Genomic DNA, 18298 nt, shown 5'->3' with positions numbered 1-18298 from the left:
GCCGCCGTCGGACTGTCACCATCCGCTGCGGGTGGGGGTGTGCCCCTTTCGGGCCTCATCGGGCATCGACATTTCGGCGCGTAGTCCCAGAAGCCGGATGGGACGGTCGGGCTCGATCCGCGTCGTGACGTCCAATGCTTGCGCGAGAACTTCGTCCCGGTCGAAGGTCTCTGGAATCTTCCTTGCGTAGGTCTTGGTGAAGAACGGGGCATACCGGACTTTGAGGGTCAGCCCCACCACCGGCCGCCCCTCAGCTGCCACGTCTTCAAGGACGCGCGCTGTCAGCTCCTTGATGGCGTCGCTGATCTGGGAGGGCTCCGTGAGATCCTGCTGGAACGTGGTCTCGCGGCCGTGTGCCCGGGCAACCCACGGGGTGTCGTCCACTTCATTGGCACCTTCACCTCGACCGAGCTGCGCATACCAAGGGCCCATCTTGGGCCCGAACTCCGGCACCAAGTCCTGGGGATCGGACGCTGCAAGCTCGGCGACTGTGGTGATCCCCAGTTTGGTCAGCCGGGCAGACACCTTGGGCCCAACTCCCCACAGCTCCTTGGTGGCCCTGTTCCCCATGACCGTGAGCCAGTTTTCCGCGGTGAGCCTGAAGATCCCGGCAGGTTTGCCGAACCCTGTGGCCACCTTGGCCCTGACCAGGGTGTCGCCGATACCGATGCTGCAATGGAGGCGCGTTCGTTCCAGGACAGCAGCCTGCACCCGCCGCGCGTACGCCTCAGGGTCCTCGGTCTCTATCCCCACAAAGGCTTCATCCCAGCCCAGCACTTGCACGGTTCCACCGGGCTGCTCCCGCAGGGTGGACATCACCACGTCCGAGGCCGCCAGATAAGCTTCCTGGTCGACGGGAAGGATCACTGCATCTGGCACTTTCCGGGCAGCTATGCGCAGTGGCATTCCAGAACCCACGCCGAACGCCCTGGCTTCATACGATGCCGTGGACACCACAGCACGTTCCGTGGGGTCTCCCCGGCCGCCCACAATGATGGGTTTGCCTGCGAGCTCCGGGCGCCGGAGGACCTCGACGGCCGCAATGAATTGGTCGAGGTCAACGTGCAGTACCCAGGAGATTCCGCTCACGGCACCAGTTTGCCCCAAGCCGTGGCTTGTGCTGTAGCTTCCTGACCTTCTTTGAGCCCAGTAGCTCCGGAAATCAACCTATCTGGGGTGCATATCGACTGGTCAGCCCCCAAATAGGGTCAGGACCCCACGTGTCCCAGGCACCCGCCTCACCCGCATAAGCTGAGATGGTGCAGTTTTCTCTTTGGCTGGCCCTGGTTGGCGCCGGCACCCTGATCAGTTTCACTCCCGGCGCCGGCGCGATCTTCACCATGAGCAACTCGCTGAATTCCGGATTCCGACGCTCCATCTGGGGCATCCTCGGCCAGCAAGTTGCGCTTGTCATCCACATCCTCATCGTCGCTCTGGGAGTGGGCGTCCTCGTTTCCAATTCACCGGTCATCTTCAACGTCATCCGCTACGCCGGCGCCGCGTATCTGGTGTACCTCGGGATCAGGCAGTTCCTGCACAAGCCTGATCTGGACAAAGAGCAGATCGATGACAAGAAGAACGAGCCCGCACTGTCCATGTTCCAGAGGGGTGTTTGGGTCAATCTGCTCAACCCGAAGGCCATCGTCTTCTTCCTGGCATTCATGCCGCAGTTCATCCGCCCGGACCAGCCGTTGGTGCAACAATATGTGGTGCTGACCGCCACCGTCCTGGCGATCGACATCATGGTCATGTGGTTCTTCTTTGCCTTAGCCGCCCGTTCCTTCCAGCGCTTCACCCACGATCAGCGAGGCCAGAAGGTCCTCAACCGGATCTTCGGTTGCCTTTTCGTACTGGTTGGCATCCTGCTCGCAACCATCCACTAACCGAGCCAAAAGGCGCGCTAGCCCAGCGACGTAGAACCCCGCACCACCAGTGAGCTCTCCAGCGTCACGTGGGGCTCCACCAAATCCCGGCCTTCCATCAGCCCGCGGAGTTGCTCACCGGCCTTTCGTCCAAGCGGGGTCGCGGGCAGGTGCACGCTCGTGAGGCTGGGATTGCTGGTGGCTGAATATGGGAGGTCGTCAAAGCCTGCCACAGCCAGTTCTGCAGGAATCCGTACGCCCGCCACGCGCGCTTCCTGCAGCACGCCATACGCATGGGTGTCGGTACCGCAGACGACGGCGGTCACCCCCTCACGCTGCCACGTGGGCCAAGCGTCGGCGAACGCGGCGGCGGCAGCACCGACGTCGATCGCGGTACTGATGACGTGCCCATCGGCTACCGAAAGCCCGCACGCGGCGGCCTCCTCAAGGAAGGCTTCCCTGCGCAGGTGGAAAGTGGTGGTGCCGGTAATGCCGTCCACGTAGGCGGCGCGGGTATGTCCAGACGCTGCGAGGTGCCGTGCCAACTCACGTGCGCCTTGCGCGACGTCGAGGTTTACGGACGGGGCGTAGGACTCGAGGCCGGGGGCATCAAGGAGCACAAGTGGTCCGGCCGCGGACAGGTCCTGAAGAAACTCAGCACTCGGGGCGCCCACGAGCAGGCCAGCCGGACGAAGTGCCAACAACTTGCGGACATCCTCGGCCTGCGGCGACTCCCCGGCGTCGGTCACCGAGAGCAGCAGTTGGTATTCCGGGCCGAGAGATTCCCGCGCTCCGGCGATGACGTTGGCGAAGAAGGGGTTGGACACGTCCGGCGTCACGAGAATAACGATGGAGCTGACTCCGCGAGCCAGCGAACTTCCAATGCTGTCAACCACATAGCCAAGTTCGGCGATCGCGGAGCGGACCCGGGAGATGTTGTCCTCGGAGACCCGTCCTTGCGTCTTGCCGTTGGCCACCAAGGACACAGTGGCGGTTGAAACGCCGGCCCGTGCCGCCACCATGGCAGCGGTCACACGGGGCGCACGGGCGTTCCGTCGGTCCAAGGTATCCATGCATCGATCGTAGCGTCGTTGCAGCCCTCACAAATGCCGCATGGCATCAAGCGCTTGACGTAATCCACGTTAAGCGTTTGACGTAACTCATGATGCAGTGCCAGAATCACCCTGAATGCTTACCGCCCTGCTTCCGGCAAGAACCTGGCAGGCCCCAATGACGTGGAGAGAAAACGTGGACCCTAAACCCATGACAGCACGCAAGAAGATCATTCTTGACTGCGACCCTGGCCATGACGACGCCGTGGCATTGCTTCTGGCCCACGGCAACCCGGACATCGAGCTCCTGGCAGTGACAACCGTGGTGGGAAACCAGACCCTGGAGAAGGTCACACGCAACGCCCTCTCGGTAGCCACCATTGCCGGCATCACAGGCGTCCCGTTCGCCGCCGGCTGCGACCGTCCCCTGGTCCGCACCATCGAAACGGCACCCAGCATCCACGGCGACTCCGGCATGGATGGTCCGGAGCAACCCGAGTCCGCAATCGAGCTGGACCCGCGCCACGCCGTCGACCTCATCATCGAAACCGTCATGGCACATGAGCCCGGCACAGTCACCCTGGTCCCCACCGCAGGGCTGACCAACATCGCCATGGCTGCCCGCAAGGAACCACGCATCGTGGAGCGCGTCAAGGAAGTTGTCCTCATGGGCGGCGGCTACCACGTGGGCAATTGGAGCGCCGTGGCGGAGTTCAACATCATCATCGACCCCGAGGCCGCCCACATCGTCTTCAACGAAAAGTGGCCCGTGGTGATGGTGGGCCTGGACCTCACGCACCAGGCGTTGGCCACCGACGATGTAGTGGAAAGTATCGCGTCCATCGGGACCAAGCCTGCCAAATTCGTGCTTGAACTGATGGAGTTCTTCAAGAAGACCTACAAGGACGCCCAAGGCTTCGATTTCCCGCCGGTCCACGATCCGTGCGCGGTGGCCTACGTCATCGACCCCACCGTGATGACCACGCGCAAGGTCCCGGTGGACATCGAACTGCAGGGCAAGCTCACCCTCGGGATGACGGTGGCCGATTTCCGCGCACCTGCTCCTGAAGACTGCCACACCTCAGTTGCCGTTGACCTGGACCACAAGAAGTTCTGGGATCTTGTCACCGATGCGATCGTCAGGATAGGTGAACCAACGCTCGACGCCGACGCTGAAGCCACCACTGCTGCTGAAACCGCCGGTGTACTCGCAGGAGAGGCCAAGTAATGTCTTCGCTCGCAGAAACCAAGTCCTCCCGCGGCAACGTCACCGCGCTCATGGTCGCCCTGCTAGCAGCCTGCGTTGCGTTCCAGCTCAACGCCTCCATGCTCAGCCCTGCCTTGGTCACCATGGGCAACGAGCTCCAGACTGACCAAGCCACCATCGGCCTCTCCCAGACCTGGTTCTTCACCGCCGCAGCCCTGTTCTCCCTCTTCCTCCCCCGCCTTAGCGACATCGTGGGCCGCAAGAAGATCCTTGCGGGCATGATGCTCCTGATGGCGGTCGGTTCGGTCATCGCGGCACTCGCACCCGATGTCACGTGGCTCTTCGTAGGCCGCATCATCCAGGGCGTCAGCGGTCCCACTGTCCCGCTCTGCCTCATCATGCTCCGCTCCGCAGTGAGCAATCCGCGCAAATACGGCACCCTCATGGGCCTGATCACAGCAGTCAACGGTGGCGTTGCCGGCGTCGACTCCTTCGTGGGGGGCTACTTCGCCGAGAACTTCGGGTTCCGCAGCATTTTCTGGCTCATGGTCGCCTTGGCCCTGGTGGCAACAGTGCTGATCTTCGTCCTGGCGGGAGAGAGCAAACCTGCTGCCGGAACCACTATGGACTGGCTGGGCGTGTTCTTCATCGTGATTGCGGTAGGCGCCCTCCTGACAGCCTTGAACGAAGGCTCCAAACTAGCCACCGCCTTCGACGCGGGGACGTTAACGCTGGCTATTGGCCTGATCCTGGTTGCCGCCGTCGCGTTCTTCGCCTTCTGGACCGTCGAAAAGCGCGCCAAGCAGCCCATGGTGGAAACCGTGCACCTGCGGCAGCGTTCCACGTGGGCACCGCTTTTGACCACCACACTGACCATGACCGGCATCTTTGCGGTCATCAATGGGATCGTCCCGGCGTTTGTTCAGGCGGCCGAACCCGGCTTCGGTGTGGGCCCCACCGAGATGTCGCTCATGATTCTCACGCCGTACGCACTGCTGGGTTGGCTCTTCGGCCCGATCAGCGGCAGGCTCGCCCCGGTCCTCGGCTACACGAAGGTCCTTCGCATCGGCCTGCTGGGCAGCCTCGTGGCCCTGGCCATTATCGCGTTCTTCGGCCTGAACAACCTGCCGATGATGATCGTGGGCACGGCCTTGCTGGGCATCATGTACGCCGGTACCGTCAACATCATGCTGAACGGACTGGGCGTAGTCCTCTCGCCCCAAGGCAACCCGGGCTTCCTCCCCGGAATGAACGCGGGCGCTTTCAACCTCGGCGCCGGCCTAAGCTTCCTGGTCCTGCCCGCGGTCCTCGTTGCGACGTCCGCACTGGGTGACGCAAAGGCGTCGTACCTCACCGTTGTGGTGGTGGGTCTAGCCATCACCCTTGCCGCCTTCGCCGCCTCGCTACTGATCCCCAAACCACTCAACGCAGAGGTTACAGAGGCAGAGCCGGTCGAAGCTGAGATCGCCAAATGAGCACGGATACCAGCGCGCGCACGGCGGGGATCGTCGTCGTCGGCTCCCTGAACGCCGACCTGACCATCTACTGCGACCGCCTTCCCAAGCCCGGCGAGACGGTCCACGGCAATGGCTTCGCCGTAAACCCCGGTGGCAAGAGCGCCAATCAGGCGGTGGCGGCCAGCAAGCTCGGCGCCCAGGTCAGCCTGGTGGGCGCAGTGGGCGATGACGCCAACGGCAGCATGCTCCTGGAGTCCACCGCCGACGCCGGCGTGGACGTCACCCGCGTTCGACGCTCGGACGCCGCGACGGGCGTCGCGGTCATCTCGGTGGATGCCAGCGGCGAGAACAGCATCATCATCTCGGCCGGGGCAAACGGGACGCTAACCCCGGCAGACGTGCGCGCAGCAGCGGACACCATCAAGAATGCTGCGGTGGTCTGCCTCTGCCTTGAAGTCGCGATCGATACTGTGATCGCCGCTGCGCAAGCAGGAAACGACGCCGGCGCTACCGTCGTGTTGAACCTCTCGCCTTACGCGGAGGTACCGGAGATTCTGGCCGAGTTGAGCGACGTGCTGCTGGTCAATGCGCACGAGGCCTCACTGTTCCTTGGTGGCGAAGCCGACGTTCCTGACGCCGATGCGGAGGCCGAAGCATGGGAGCCGGTACGGAGCCAGTTTGCCGACAGGGGTTTGCAGCGAGTGCTTGTGACGCTGGGCGCCCACGGGTCTGTTGTGCTGGATTCGCTCGCCCGGGGTACCCAGGACCAGATCACCCGCATCGCCCCTACCCGGGTTTCGGCCGTAGACACCACCGGTGCCGGTGATGCTTTCACGGGAGCCGTCGCTGCACGCCTGGCTGCCGGAGAATCACTCGCGGATGCTGCCAGCTTTGCCTCAGTGGCTGCCGCGTTGGCCGCCACGAAGAAGGGCACCCAAGCCGCCTACCCGACGCTTGCCCAGGTAGAACAGTTGCGGGGCGTTTAGTCCCACCCAGCTAGGGGACAGGACCTGTTCTGCTAAGGCGTCAATGGAGCGGGTGTTGTCCCCTGGTTGGATAAGGCTTGGGTTAGCCAGCCTTGCGCGCCGCGCGCTGGGCTGAGCGCACGGCGGCCTTCCGGCTCAGCACGCCGTGGCCCGCGAACAGCCTCGGGACGACGAAGTACACCGCCGTGGGAACAACGAACGCCGTCAAGACGAGCGCGCGCAGCACAGGGTGCCATGGCTCCATGATCGGCCCGAGCAAGAGCATGCCGATGGAAACCAGGGGGAAGATCGCGATCCATGTGATCAGGGCGCGCATGTGCACGGACGGCGCCTGGGGCCGCGCCTGCGACGGCGCTTCAGGCCGCGCAGAAGCAATGGTCTCCTTGGCAGTCGCCGGCTCGGCAGCGTCGATTTCGGTAGCAGCTTGAGTGGTCATGGCATTCTCCAACCAGATAGTTGCAATTAGCTTGGTTTCACCATAACCGCACTCGACACCAAATACAACTACTTAGTTGGGAAATGGTAATCTGTATTTATGGCATGGGACACAGAACGCACCAAGTCACTGCTGCTCGAGGCGGCGACGTCCGAGTTTTGCACGCGGGGACTTGCCGGAGCCCGCATTGATCGCATCGCCGCAGAGGCGGGCGTCAACAAAGAACGCATCTACCAGTACTTCGGCAACAAGAACGGCCTTTTTGACGCCGTTATCGTCGCCGCTCTCAGCTCCCTCATGGATGAAGTTCCCATCCACGGCGAGGGACCAGAAGCCATGGCCAACTATGCGGGCCGCCTGTTCGATCATCATCAAGAGGACGCCACCGCACCGCGGCTCCTCTTCTGGGAAGGATTGGAACGCGGCACCGAAGTTGTGGGCCTGCCCAAACGGATGGCTAACTGTGCGTCCAAGGTCAACAGCACCATTGCAGCCCTTCCCGGAATATCAAGGGAAGATGCCGGTGATCTCCTCATCACCATCGTGAGTCTTTGCGATACCGCCCCCGTGCTGCCCGCACTCGATGGACTCATGGCTGGGAACGACCCCGGCCGCCTCCAGAGGCGACGCGCCGCCGTCGTACGTACCGTCTACCTGGCCGCCTCCGCGCTGGCTGCCGAAGCAGCATCTCCCGGGTCATCGGCCACAGAAATTGCGACCGCTCCAGTGGCCCATTAGCCACATTCACTGGACGTCCCATACACCCTGTGACAGCTTTGACAGGAAAAGTGACTTCGTTGTGAAGTGGCCCCTAGCCAAGAAGGGGTGCCATCAACCATGCTTGCTGCATGTACTCAACGACGAGCCCATACCGCATCATCACGGTCTGCACTGGAAACATCTGCCGCTCGCCCATGGCAGCGCTCATGCTCACCGAAGCCTTCGAAGCGGAAGGGCTCGGCAAGCTGGTAGTGGTCGACTCAGCGGGCACCACGGGGTACGAGGTGGGGCACCCCATCGATCCCCGGGCGGCCCGCAAACTGACCGCCCACCACATCGCATCCGAGGACCACGTCGCACGCAAGTGGCGGCAGGAGTGGTTCGCTGAGCGGGATCTCATCCTGGCACTGGACGTCGATCATTTCGGCTGGCTTCAGGAGGGCGCGCCGGATCGCGAATCTCTGGCCAAGGTCCGGATGCTGCGCAGCTTCGATCCCATGATGATTGGGCGCAGCTCCCTGGATTTGGGCATCGAGGATCCTTGGTACGGCGGCCACACCGACTTCGAGAACACCTGGACCCTTATCAAAGCCGCTATTCCAGGCATTGTGCGCCACGTGAGCGCTGAAATTGCGGAAGACTCCGGGAGTAGCGCCACCGACTCCCGAGACGGAGCCACCGAGCAGCAGCAGGTAACCTCTATGTCATGACCCCTGCACCCGTGATCATCGCCATCGACGGGCGGTCCGGCGCGGGCAAGACCACGCTGGCCGTTGAGCTTGCGGCCCGCCTTCGGGAGCACCACAAGGTTTCCCTTTTCCATCTGGAAGATATCTATCCCGGATGGAACGGCCTTGCCACAGGCATCGAAAGGTACGTCGCAACGGTCCTGGCACCCTTGAGCCAAGGCGAGGCAGCAGAGTGGGTCAGTTGGGATTGGGAACGGCATTACGACGGCGCGCTGCGCGTAACGTTGCCAGCCGAAATCGTGATCGTGGAAGGCGTCGGCGCTGCAGCCAACGCCGCGCGCCCCATGCTGGACGCCGTCATCTGGGTCGAAGCCGCCGGTGACGACCGCCGACGCCGGGCTTTGGCTCGTGACGGAAACACCTACGAACCGTACTGGGACACCTGGGCCGCGCAGGAAGATGTTTGGCTCGAAGCTGACCCGGTCATGGGCGCAGCAGACATCCGCGTCCAGAACCTCGCGGATGGCAACGCTCCGGATGACGTCCTGCAGGCCATGCGGTACCTGCCGTCACTGGCAGCGATCCTCTCGCCGGAACTCAGCGCGCGTCGCGGCCTGCAGCTCCGGTCCGAAAAGATCAGCGCCGCTCCTGACGCCGAGACCCTCTTTCAGGACCTCTACAGTTCCTCGACCAACGCTGTTTGGCTCGATTCCTCCAACGCATCCGTGGTTTCAGGGACGTCCCAGGCCGCTGCCCGCAGCCGCTTCAGCATCCTGGCCGACGACGGCGGCACGTTCGGACAGTCCGTCCAGCACCGTCAAGGAACCACGCAAGTAACGGCCGGAACAGCCACCGTGGAAACCGCCGGACCCTTCTTCCGCTGGCTCGATTCCGTATGGGGACGCCGGGCCGTGCGGGCACCCCGCGGCTACGATGGCCAGTTCACGCTCGGTTGGTTGGGCTACCTGGGCTACGAGCTCAAGCGGGAAACCGGCGGGAACGACGTCCACGCCGGGACTCCCGACGCCGCACTGCTCTTCGCTGGGCGAGCCGTGGTACTGGATCATCGCGAGCAAACAGTGTGGCTGCTCGCCTTGAACGCGCCCGACGCCGATGAGTGGTTGCGCGAGGCTCGAACCGCCGTCGGGGCTGCTTCAGCCGCCCCTGCTTCCGCCGTCGAGCCTGTTTCCGAAGCGGCTCCGGAATTCACTTGCCGTGACAGCGCGACGGACTACAAGCGCAAAATCGCCGACGCCCAGCATGAAATCAGCGAAGGCAACTCGTACGAAGTCTGCCTGACCACCATGCTTGAAGCCCCTGCCGGCGGGCTTGACCCGTGGCAGAGCTACCTGGCGTTGCGCCGCCGCAATCCGGCACCATTTGCCAGTTACCTTCGGTTCGGCGAGCTGATTGTCGCGAGCACTTCTCCCGAGCGCTTCCTGCGGATTCTCTCCGACGGCGGCATGCGGGCCGAGCCGATCAAGGGGACGCGTGGGCGTTCCGCTGATCCCACGGAGGACGCCGAACTGCGCCGTGACCTGGAAACATCGCTGAAGGACCGCGCGGAAAACATCATGATCGTGGACTTGCTGCGCAATGATCTGAGCCATTTCGCCATCCCGGGCTCGGTGACGGTCAGCCGGCTGTGCGCGATCGAAAGCTACGCCACGGTGCATCAAATGGTGAGCACCGTGGACGCGCACCTCCGCCCGGGCGCTCCACGTGCAGAGGCCTTGGCTGCCGCTTTTCCTGCTGGTTCAATGACCGGGGCGCCGAAGATCAGCACCATGGACATTCTTGACCAGCTTGAGGCGGGTCCCCGAGGTATCTATTCAGGAGCAATCGGCTACTTCTCGCTGAATGCTGCCACGGACCTTGCGGTCGTGATCCGCACCCTCGTGGTGAATCCCGACGGCGACGGCGGGCGAACGCTCAGTCTTGGGGTCGGAGGGGCAATCACCGCCGATTCGGTGGCCGACGACGAGTACGAAGAGATCCGGACCAAGGCCTTTGGCGTGTTGTCGACGCTCGGAGCTGGCTTCCCGGGCTGAGTCTGTGTACAACTAGAGGTCCTCGCATTACGGGCCGCACATGTTACGCAAACTACTGGAGCGTCGCGGTCAATCTCGCGACGTTATCCACATACTTGGCCAACGGGGGTCTGTCCATCCAGTCGTCCAACGTAAGCTCACGGGATACCTCGCGGTACGTGGACTCCACGGCTCGCATGAGGTTCACGGTTTCGGCGCCCAGGAGCATCACCGAGACCTCCATGTTCAGGGAGAAGGAGCGCATGTCCATATTGCTGGAACCAAGAACCGCAACCTCGTCGTCGATCGTGAAGTGCTTGGCATGGAGCACGTACGGCGCGCGGTACAGGTAGATGCGGACACCTGCCCCGAGGAGTGCTTCGTAGTAGGAGCGTTGGGCGTGGTGGACCAGGAATTGGTCACCCTTTTCGGAGACGAAGAGTTCCACATCCACTCCCCGCTGGGCAGCAGTGGTGATCGCATAGAGCAGGGAGTCATCAGGCACGAAGTACGGGCTGCAAATGGAGATCCTGTGCTGCGCCGAGTAGATCAAGGTATTGAACAAGCGCAGGTTGTTCTCCGTGGCGAACCCCGGACCGCTCGGGACCACCTGGGCCGTGACGTGTCCCGGGGAGGGCTGGGAGGGAAGACGAAGCTGGCTTTCGAGTGACTCGTCGGTTTCGCTGAGCCAGTCCGTGGCGAAAACCACGTTCAGGGTGGCCACAATGGGACCCTCGAGCCGGGCCATGAGCTCAACCCATTGACGGCCCGCACGGCGATGCTTCGGGTTGTTGTAGGACGGCTCGATCAGATTCTGCGAACCCGTGAACGCCAACGTCCCATCGATAACCAGGATCTTGCGGTGGTTCCGGAGATCCGGGCGGCGCCATTGGCCGTGGATAGGCAACAGCGGCAACATTCGCTTCCACTGGATCTGGCCTGCCTTGAGCCGGCGGACCAGCCGACGGTAGCCCTTGATGCGCAGCGTTCCAATGTGGTCGAAGAGCAACCTGACGGTGACTCCGCGCTCGGCAGCCTTCTCGAGTTCGGTGAGCAACTCGTCCGTCACGAAGTCGCTGCTCATGATGTAGAACTCCGCGTTGACGTAGTCCCTGGCGCCCCGGACCGCCTCGGCCATGGCTTTGATGGACTCCTTGTAGCCGGGAATGAGCTCCACCTTGTTGCCGTCGACCATGGGCAGCGAGCCAAGGCGGTGGTTCAGCTCGCCCGCTGACTTCACCCACTCCGGGCCGGGATAAGTGCTCACGGGATCGGCCAGGTCAGAGGTGACGGCGCGAACGCGATGATTAACTTGTTCCTGCTGCTCACGCCGCCGCTTGGACAAGCGGAAATTGCCAAAAAGCAGGAAGAGCACGAATCCAACGGTCGGGACGAGGAAAACAGCCAGAAGCCACGCCATGGCCGTAGTGGGGCGACGGTTGCCAGGGATGATGCCCAGCAGCACGATGCGCATGATGACTTCCGCAATGACCCAAGCACCCAGGAGCCAGGTCCATTCCGCGCCTATCGGAAAAGGAAAAAGCACTCCACAACCCCCACGGTTCAAGAACTAACGGTCACCACAGCCTATCCGCCCGCCCGTTTGGAGGGCCGCACTAAGCTGGGAACATGACTTCTCCCGCCCCCACGGTCCTCGTTTTCCTGGATCCGGCCTTCGAAAACGGCCGCATTGCCGATTCCAGCCAGCCCCAACTCATGGCCACTGACCTCGGTGCCACCCGTGGGGATGGCGTGTTCGAGTCCCTCTTGGCGGTCCAGGGCAGGGCCCGAAAAGTACAGGCGCACCTGAACCGGCTGGGCACTTCCGCAGCGGCCTTGGATTTGGCGATCCCGGAGCAGGATGTTTGGCGAAAAGCAATCGACACCGCCATCGCGGAGTTCCGCGCAGTCCACCCGGCGCCAACGCCGGAGGAGGACGAAGTCGTGGTCAAGCTGATCGTGACCCGTGGCATTGAAGGTGCGGCGAGCCCCACATGCTGGGTACAGGCCTCGCCCTCACCCGCGGGCAGCCGCCGGCAGCGCGAGACGGGCATCGACGTCGTACTTCTGGACCGCGGCTTTGACACCGAAGCAGGCGAGCGTGCGCCGTGGCTGCTGTTGGGAGCCAAGACACTCTCTTATGCCGTCAACATGGCGGCGTTGCGCTACGCGCACAAGCAGGGTGCCGATGACGCCATCTTCACCTCAACAGATGGCCGTGTCCTTGAAGGGCCGACGTCCACTGTCTTGCTCGCCCACCTTGACACAGTCGACGACGGCGACGGTTCCGTTAGGACGGTTCGCCGGCTCATCACGCCGCAGCACGATAGCGGGATCCTTCCGGGCACGTCGCAGGGCGCACTCTTCGCCGCCGCGAAGGCAGCAGGGTGGGAGCTCGGCTATGGGCCGTTGGTCCCGCAGGACCTGTTCGACGCCGACGCCGTTTGGCTCATTTCGAGCATCCGCTTGATCGCGCCCGTGAACCACATTAACGGCCACGAGATCGGTACTCCCGCTGTCCGGAAGCAGCTCACGGAGGAACTGAATGAGCTGTTTGCCGGAATCGAGTAATTCCGGCCGGCCAGACTGAGGCCTACTCTGCTCCGCTTGGAACTTAGCAGATGACAAGTAGAGTAATTGCTCGCATGACTCATCGATAAGGAACTCTTAGCCTCAGCATCGAGCTCCCCAAGGGTTCAATCGCGTTCCTTATCCTCCTTGCACTGGGTGTTCGTCATGTGATGAATCTTGTTCTCGTGTTAGTTGGATCACGTCCATCTGATGCCACTTCAAACTTTGCTGGCTAACTTCCCGGAGGGAATATGGGACACAGCTCCCCCACAACAGCCGAGGCATCGGCACCCGAGGTACAGTCGCCGACTGGCACCTCGCAGACAGGACTTCGCCGGTCCATGGAGGCCCGGCACCTGGTGATGATTGCCATGGGCGGCGTCATCGGCTCAGGCCTGTTCGTCAGCTCGGGCTACACCATTGCCACCGCGGGCCCCTTGGGCGCCGTTCTCGCGTTCCTTATCGGAGCCGTGGTGGTCTATCTGGTGATGGCATGCCTCGGGGAACTCGCCGTTGCGTTCCCCGTTTCAGGTGCCTTCCACATCTACGCCGCCAGGACCATCGGACCTGCCACCGGCTTCGCCACGGCCTGGCTCTACTGGCTTTGCTGGGCGGTGGCGTTGGGTTCGGAATTCACTGCCGCCGGCCTGCTCATGCAACGTTGGTTCCCTGGCGTCGACGTCTGGATCTGGTGCTTCATCTTCGCCAGCGTCCTGTTCACACTGAATGCCATCTCATCGCGCGTCTTCGGTGAATCAGAGTTCTGGTTCGCGCTCATCAAGGTTGCCGCCGTCGTCGGCCTGATTATCCTGGGCGGCACCGCTTTGATGGGCTTCCACCCGCTCGCCGCAGGCGAATACCCGTCGCTCACCAGCAACTTCAGCACACCCGAAGGGCTGTTCCCCAACGGCTTCACGGGCGTCTTCGTCACCTGCCTGGCAGTCTTCTACGCCTTCTCCGGTTCCGAACTGATCGGTGTCGCCGCCGGCGAAACATCCAATCCGGGCGCCAACATCCCCAAGGCCATGAGGACCACGGTCATCCGTCTCATGATCTTCTTTGTCGGCGCGATTACCGTCATCGCGGCCACCATCCCCTATGAGAAGGTCAGCGTGGACGAGAGCCCGTTCGTCACCGTCTTCTCGATGCTCGGCATTCCGTTCGCCGCCGACATCATGAACTTCGTGATCATTACTGCGCTGTTGTCTGCTGGAAACTGCGGACTCTTCTCCTGCGCCCGCATGCTCTTCTCGCTGGCCGACGAAGGACACGCACCCAAGGCGTTCAGGAAGCTGACCAAGCGTGGGATCCCGATGATTGCCCTGTGCGTGAGCATGCTCGGCGGCCTGGCTTCGCTCATCAGCAGCATTGTTGCACCGGCAACCGTGTACCTGGTGCTCGTCTCGATCGCCGGGTTTGCAACTGTGGGCGTATGGATGTCCATTGTGGCCTCGCATTTCGTGTACAGGCGCACGTTTATCAAGAACGGCGGCGACCTCAGCACGCTCCCGTACAAAGCGCCGCTCTTCCCGCTGGTTCCGATCCTTGCGTTCGCGTTGTGCGTTGTGTCCTTGATCGGCATAGCGTTCGACCCCAACCAGGTGGCGGCCCTGCTGTTCGGCGTTCCGTTTGTGGGGGCGTGCTACGCGTTCTTCTACTTCAAGTACGGACGACGGTCCAAGATTGCCGTGGCTTCCTGACCTTCTTTGCCTGCAGATCAGCCCCTGCGCAACCATTTCGGGTTGCCCAGGGGCTGATGTCGTTTGAAAGCAGGTCAGGACCCCACACGGCCCACCCAAATTCACGACGGCGGCACTCACCCCGGCGTTCAGCGGCCGTGGCTTCCTGACCTTCTTTGCCTGCAGATCAGCCCCTGCGCAACCATTCCGGGTTGCCCAGGGGCTGATGTCGTTTGAAAGCAGGTCAGGACCCCACACGGCCCACCCAAATTCACGACTTCGGCTTGGCCGTCCGGACAGGGTGCTCGCTCAGGATGGACAGCCGGTTGAAGGCGTTGATCCCAATCGCGGCCATGCAGAGGACACTGATTTGCTCGTCGTTGTAGTGTTCCCGGGCCCGCTCGAAGAGTTCGGGGCTCGGCCGTGACGTGCTCATCCGGGTGATCTGCTCAGTAATTTCCATGGCCACCCGCTCAGCCGGCTCAAACAGCGTCACTTCCTTGTAGACAGCTACCAAGGACAGGCGCTGTTCCGTTTCGCCGTACCCCAAGGCGCGGCGATGGTGGAGGTCCAGGCAGAATGCGCAACCGTTGATCTGCGACGCAAGGTAGTTCAGAAGTTCGATGGTCCGTCGCGGTACACCTGTGCGGTCGGCTTCCCCAACCACCTGTTGGGCATAGTGGCTCAGTGTTGCGTAGAGCTCGGGCTGCTGCTTATCCAGATAACCGGCGAGACGTGCTTTTGTTTCCTGTTCAGGCATGCTTGGAGCCTAGCGCAGGACATCACGCCAAACGCCGCGGGATGTGAGAGAGGGACCCCCAAAACGCCGCAGGACGTGACAGAGGGACCCCCAAAACACGGCGGGACGTGAGAGAGGGACCCTCAAAACACCGCGGGACGTGAGAGAGGGACCACCAAAACGCCGCCGGATGTGAGAGAGGATCCTATTCGGTGGCGTCGAGCGCCAGGTGGATACCGTTCTCTGCCAGCCACACCGGGTTGAAAGCCTTGCTCAGGTAGTTCGTTCCGGCGTCGGGCGCTATGGCCACCACCACCGAACCGTGGGGTGCGGCCCGGGCTACCCGCAGGGCAGCGGCCACAGCGAGCCCGGATGATGGACCCAGCGCAAGCCCTTCTTCGTCGAGGAGCCGATGCACCGTGGAGTAGACCTCGTCGTTGGGGATGCGCAGGAAACGGTCAACAATGGAGCGGTCAAAGGCCTTGGGCCATTCAGCCTGGGGCCAGGAGTTACCCACCCCGTCCACCAGGATCTCCCCGGGGTGTCCACCGCTGTAGGCGGAGCCGTAGGGGTCGGCACCCACAACTTCAAGGTGCCCGCCCGGCCGCGATGCTGCAACTTTCTCTTTCAGGAACCGGCCATTGCCGCTGATGGTCCCGCCGGTTCCGATCCCGGCCACGAAATGCGTCACAAGGCCGTGGGTCTGCTCCCAGATCTCCGGTCCGGTGGTTTGGTAGTGCGCCGCGGGATTGGCAGGGTTGTCGAACTGCATGGGCCGCCAAGCACCCGGCGTCTCCGCGGTGATTCGCGCTGCCACAGCTCGGGCGTTCTCCGGCGATTCCGAGGGCGCGCTCCAGTCCGTCAGGACCACGCGCGCACCATAGCTGTGGAGTGCGGCGAGCTTCTCCTGGGAGATGGTGTCGCCGGTAACCACCACGACGGGATGCCCAGTCAGCCGGCCAATGAGTGCCAGCCCGATCCCGGTGTTGCCGGATGTGCTCTCCACAATGGTTGCGCCCGGCTGCAACTCCCCTGAGCGCTCGGCCGCCCGGACCATGCTCAGCGCTGTGCGGTCCTTGATGGATCCGCCGGGGTTCTCGGACTCAAGCTTGATGTGGATGGTGCTGCGCAATCCACGGCCCAGGGCCTCCAATTTCACCAGCGGAGTGTTGCCCACTTTGTCCAGGACGGAGGCATCCAGGCCGTCCGGCAGCCCTGCCGCCGAGTGTGCGCCATGTTTGCGGATTGCAGTACTCATATGGTCCCTTCCCTTTCCGCCATAGGCGGCAATTCCAGCGCCACCACATCACGCAATTCCTCTCGCGCACGCTCCACGAGGTCCGGAGCCGACGGCCGATCCGCCAGCACATCGGCCAGTCGGCCCACGACAGCGCCAGTCCCCTTCCCGAGCGGCTGCGCGGCCCCCGCTTCGAGCAGCAGATACGACGCCGTCAGCGCCTCAATAGCAAGCAATTTCTCCAAAGCCCCCAAGGACTTTTCGAGTTGCTGCAAGGCCAGCGGCGCCAAAGTGGAGTGGTCCTCGACGTCGGCCGAGAGGGTGGGTGCCCCGAGCGTCGCCGGCGCTGCCAGGAACTTCAGTTCGGACAGCAGTCCCGCTGCCGAGTACCAAAGCAGCCCGGGCAACTCCTCCTGGACAAGGGCTGCGGCCGGTCCGGATTCAGAAACGGCATTCGACGACGAAGCCTCCAGGTGCCCGGCGGCAGCCTCCAGATGCCTGGCCCGGATCACCCGCTGTGGCGGATACAGCTTGGCGATGCGCCGTTCGCTGGCAATCCCCACGTGCGCCAACGCAAGCCGCAGGCCCTCAAAGGAAAGAGCCAGTTGCATCGGTTGGAAGTTCCCGCCAGACACCATTTGCCCGGATTCAATATCAACCAAAGGGTTGTCGCCACGTCCGTTGAGCTCCACGTTCAACGCAGCGCCGAGCTGTGAAACCAGGGAACGAAAAGCGCCATGTGTCTGGGGCGCAGCACGGAATGACAAAGCATCCTGCACCGAGACCTCGGGACGAACGTCCTCCAACCAGCCGCCGCGCAAAAGGTAACGAACCGCGGCGGCCGAGTCCTTCTGCCCGTCCACCGCCTTGCCCGCTTGGATAGTCGGCGAAAACGGGCTGAGGTTCCCGCCGCCGTCGTACCTTGCGATGGCCTCAAGCGAGAGGGACAGCGCGACGTCGGCGAGTTCCGCCAGCTGCTGCAGGCGCACCAAGGCGAGGGTGCCGGCGCCTACGGAGTACGCGTTGGCGCTGACCACTGCAAGGGCCTCACCGGGAGCTAGTCGCAGCGGCTGAAGTCCGGCGTCGGCGAGCGCTTTCGCCCCGGGTACCAGGGTGCCGTCCCCATCGATCGCTTCACCTTCACCGATGGCGACGGCGGCGACGGCGGCGAGCTGGGTGAGGTCCGATGAGCCGACTGAGCCTTCGCGGGGGATGGCGGGAAGAACTCCACGGTTGAGTAGTTCGGCATAGAACTGGGCGGTCTCCGGGCGTACACCAGAGCCGCCACGGCTGAATCCGATGAGCCGGGAGAGGATCACGGCGCGGGCGGAGGGCCGGTCCAGATAGCCGCCCACACCACTGTTGTGGTATCTCACTACTTGGATTTGATAGGCAAGGACCGATTTCTCCTCCACAGCCGTATCGCGTCCGGATCCGAGGAGGGTGTTGAGGCCGTAGACTCTCTGACCTGAGGTCGCAGCGCGCTCCAGCACTTCGCGTGAGCGGCCGATCAAAGACAACGCATCGTGGTTGAGTTTCACGTGAAACGCCGGATTCAAGGCAGCCTGCGCCACGCTTGCAGGGTCCACGGGCGATGTGCCGATCACCAGGGTCCTGGGTTCGGAGGACATCG

Annotated in this window: 16 protein-coding genes; 9 read left to right on the top strand and 7 right to left on the bottom strand. The window is 63.0% G+C overall.

What is annotated here, in order from left to right:
• Window positions 1–15 precede the first annotated feature (15 nt).
• On the bottom strand, window positions 16–1089 hold the full coding sequence (locus tag ACFX4T_RS18945) for a DNA polymerase IV (protein WP_377653300.1): 1074 nt from the start codon (window positions 1087–1089) through the stop codon (window positions 16–18).
• A 167-nt stretch (window positions 1090–1256) separates the two neighbouring features.
• Between ACFX4T_RS18945 and ACFX4T_RS18940 the strand changes: the two genes are divergently transcribed.
• The gene (locus tag ACFX4T_RS18940; protein WP_377653298.1) at window positions 1257–1883 is read left to right on the top strand and encodes a LysE family transporter; all 627 of its coding nucleotides are present in this window, start codon (window positions 1257–1259) and stop codon (window positions 1881–1883) included.
• A gap of 17 nt (window positions 1884–1900) precedes the next feature.
• Here the strand turns inward: ACFX4T_RS18940 and ACFX4T_RS18935 are convergent, their stop codons facing one another.
• Window positions 1901–2935: a LacI family DNA-binding transcriptional regulator gene (locus tag ACFX4T_RS18935; protein ID WP_377653296.1), complete on the bottom strand. Its 1035-nt coding sequence runs from the start codon at window positions 2933–2935 to the stop codon at window positions 1901–1903.
• 190 nt (window positions 2936–3125) lie between these two features.
• On the opposite strand from ACFX4T_RS18935, the gene ACFX4T_RS18930 reads away from it, so the two are divergent.
• From ACFX4T_RS18930 to ACFX4T_RS18920, 3 genes are read left to right on the top strand one after another with little or no spacing between them, the layout of a single operon-like run.
• Window positions 3126–4142 carry a nucleoside hydrolase gene (locus ACFX4T_RS18930; protein WP_377653294.1) on the top strand — a complete coding sequence of 339 codons (1017 nt, stop codon included), beginning with the start codon at window positions 3126–3128 and terminating at the stop codon, window positions 4140–4142.
• Window positions 4142–5596: an MFS transporter gene (locus ACFX4T_RS18925; protein ID WP_377653292.1), complete on the top strand. Its 1455-nt coding sequence runs from the start codon at window positions 4142–4144 to the stop codon at window positions 5594–5596. Before ACFX4T_RS18930 ends, ACFX4T_RS18925 begins: the two co-directional genes overlap by 1 nt.
• A complete protein-coding gene (locus ACFX4T_RS18920) occupies window positions 5593–6564 on the top strand; it encodes a ribokinase (RefSeq protein WP_377653290.1) in 972 nt (323 codons plus the stop codon). The genes ACFX4T_RS18925 and ACFX4T_RS18920 overlap by 4 nt, the downstream gene beginning before the upstream one ends.
• Before the next feature lie 82 nt (window positions 6565–6646).
• Here the strand turns inward: ACFX4T_RS18920 and ACFX4T_RS18915 are convergent, their stop codons facing one another.
• Entirely contained in the window at window positions 6647–7000 is a 354-nt protein-coding gene (locus ACFX4T_RS18915) for a hypothetical protein (protein ID WP_254186749.1), read from the bottom strand.
• Window positions 7001–7099: 99 nt separating this feature from the next.
• Here ACFX4T_RS18915 and ACFX4T_RS18910 point away from each other — a divergent pair, with 99 nt between their 5' ends.
• The 3 genes from ACFX4T_RS18910 to pabB all read left to right on the top strand — a co-directional run bounded on the left by ACFX4T_RS18910 (window position 7100) and on the right by pabB (window position 10460).
• On the top strand, window positions 7100–7738 hold the full coding sequence (locus ACFX4T_RS18910; protein ID WP_377653288.1) for a TetR/AcrR family transcriptional regulator: 639 nt from the start codon (window positions 7100–7102) through the stop codon (window positions 7736–7738).
• A 110-nt stretch (window positions 7739–7848) separates the two neighbouring features.
• Window positions 7849–8430, top strand: a complete 582-nt coding sequence (locus tag ACFX4T_RS18905) for a low molecular weight protein-tyrosine-phosphatase (RefSeq protein WP_377653286.1) — start codon at window positions 7849–7851, stop codon at window positions 8428–8430.
• On the top strand, window positions 8427–10460 hold the full coding sequence (pabB, locus tag ACFX4T_RS18900) for an aminodeoxychorismate synthase component I (protein WP_377653284.1): 2034 nt from the start codon (window positions 8427–8429) through the stop codon (window positions 10458–10460). The genes ACFX4T_RS18905 and pabB overlap by 4 nt, the downstream gene beginning before the upstream one ends.
• A gap of 52 nt (window positions 10461–10512) precedes the next feature.
• Here the strand turns inward: pabB and cls are convergent, their stop codons facing one another.
• A complete protein-coding gene (cls, locus tag ACFX4T_RS18895) occupies window positions 10513–11985 on the bottom strand; it encodes a cardiolipin synthase (RefSeq protein ID WP_377653282.1) in 1473 nt (490 codons plus the stop codon).
• 83 nt (window positions 11986–12068) lie between these two features.
• On the opposite strand from cls, the gene ACFX4T_RS18890 reads away from it, so the two are divergent.
• A complete protein-coding gene (locus ACFX4T_RS18890) occupies window positions 12069–13010 on the top strand; it encodes an aminodeoxychorismate lyase (RefSeq protein WP_377653280.1) in 942 nt (313 codons plus the stop codon).
• Window positions 13011–13261: 251 nt separating this feature from the next.
• Entirely contained in the window at window positions 13262–14710 is a 1449-nt protein-coding gene (locus ACFX4T_RS18885; RefSeq protein WP_377653278.1) for an amino acid permease, read from the top strand.
• 250 nt (window positions 14711–14960) lie between these two features.
• On the opposite strand, the gene ACFX4T_RS18880 is transcribed toward ACFX4T_RS18885, so the two are convergent.
• The 3 genes from ACFX4T_RS18880 to ACFX4T_RS18870 all read right to left on the bottom strand — a co-directional run bounded on the left by ACFX4T_RS18880 (window position 14961) and on the right by ACFX4T_RS18870 (window position 18296).
• Window positions 14961–15449, bottom strand: coding sequence for a carboxymuconolactone decarboxylase family protein (locus ACFX4T_RS18880; RefSeq protein WP_377653276.1), 489 nt, complete (start codon window positions 15447–15449; stop codon window positions 14961–14963).
• A 184-nt stretch (window positions 15450–15633) separates the two neighbouring features.
• Entirely contained in the window at window positions 15634–16686 is a 1053-nt protein-coding gene (locus ACFX4T_RS18875; protein ID WP_216926785.1) for a PLP-dependent cysteine synthase family protein, read from the bottom strand.
• Window positions 16683–18296 (bottom strand): aromatic amino acid ammonia-lyase, encoded by a 1614-nt coding sequence (locus ACFX4T_RS18870; protein ID WP_377653274.1) that lies wholly within the window; start codon window positions 18294–18296, stop codon window positions 16683–16685. Before ACFX4T_RS18870 ends, ACFX4T_RS18875 begins: the two co-directional genes overlap by 4 nt.
• Between the last annotated feature and the right edge of the window lie 2 nt (window positions 18297–18298).

The organism is Paenarthrobacter sp. YIM B13468 (assembly GCF_042788025.1).
Classification (GTDB): Bacteria; Actinomycetota; Actinomycetes; order Actinomycetales; family Micrococcaceae; genus Arthrobacter; species Arthrobacter aromaticivorans.
The sequence above is the reverse complement of the archived record's forward strand: the minus strand, read 5'-3'. Positions and strand labels throughout refer to the sequence as shown.

Excerpts from the sequence above, each read along its gene's own strand:
- ACFX4T_RS18940 (WP_377653298.1), top strand. The coding sequence starts at position 1,257 with ATGGTGCAGTTTTCTCTTTGGCTGGCCCTGGTTGGCGCCGGCACCCTG.
- ACFX4T_RS18935 (WP_377653296.1), bottom strand. The coding sequence starts at position 2,935 with ATGGATACCTTGGACCGACGGAACGCCCGTGCGCCCCGTGTGACCGCT.
- ACFX4T_RS18930 (WP_377653294.1), top strand. The coding sequence starts at position 3,126 with ATGACAGCACGCAAGAAGATCATTCTTGACTGCGACCCTGGCCATGAC.
- ACFX4T_RS18925 (WP_377653292.1), top strand. The coding sequence starts at position 4,142 with ATGTCTTCGCTCGCAGAAACCAAGTCCTCCCGCGGCAACGTCACCGCG.
- ACFX4T_RS18920 (WP_377653290.1), top strand. The coding sequence starts at position 5,593 with ATGAGCACGGATACCAGCGCGCGCACGGCGGGGATCGTCGTCGTCGGC.
- ACFX4T_RS18915 (WP_254186749.1), bottom strand. The coding sequence starts at position 7,000 with ATGACCACTCAAGCTGCTACCGAAATCGACGCTGCCGAGCCGGCGACT.
- ACFX4T_RS18910 (WP_377653288.1), top strand. The coding sequence starts at position 7,100 with ATGGCATGGGACACAGAACGCACCAAGTCACTGCTGCTCGAGGCGGCG.
- ACFX4T_RS18905 (WP_377653286.1), top strand. The coding sequence starts at position 7,849 with ATGTACTCAACGACGAGCCCATACCGCATCATCACGGTCTGCACTGGA.
- pabB (WP_377653284.1), top strand. The coding sequence starts at position 8,427 with ATGACCCCTGCACCCGTGATCATCGCCATCGACGGGCGGTCCGGCGCG.
- ACFX4T_RS18890 (WP_377653280.1), top strand. The coding sequence starts at position 12,069 with ATGACTTCTCCCGCCCCCACGGTCCTCGTTTTCCTGGATCCGGCCTTC.
- ACFX4T_RS18885 (WP_377653278.1), top strand. The coding sequence starts at position 13,262 with ATGGGACACAGCTCCCCCACAACAGCCGAGGCATCGGCACCCGAGGTA.
- ACFX4T_RS18880 (WP_377653276.1), bottom strand. The coding sequence starts at position 15,449 with ATGCCTGAACAGGAAACAAAAGCACGTCTCGCCGGTTATCTGGATAAG.
- ACFX4T_RS18875 (WP_216926785.1), bottom strand. The coding sequence starts at position 16,686 with ATGAGTACTGCAATCCGCAAACATGGCGCACACTCGGCGGCAGGGCTG.
- ACFX4T_RS18870 (WP_377653274.1), bottom strand. The coding sequence starts at position 18,296 with ATGTCCTCCGAACCCAGGACCCTGGTGATCGGCACATCGCCCGTGGAC.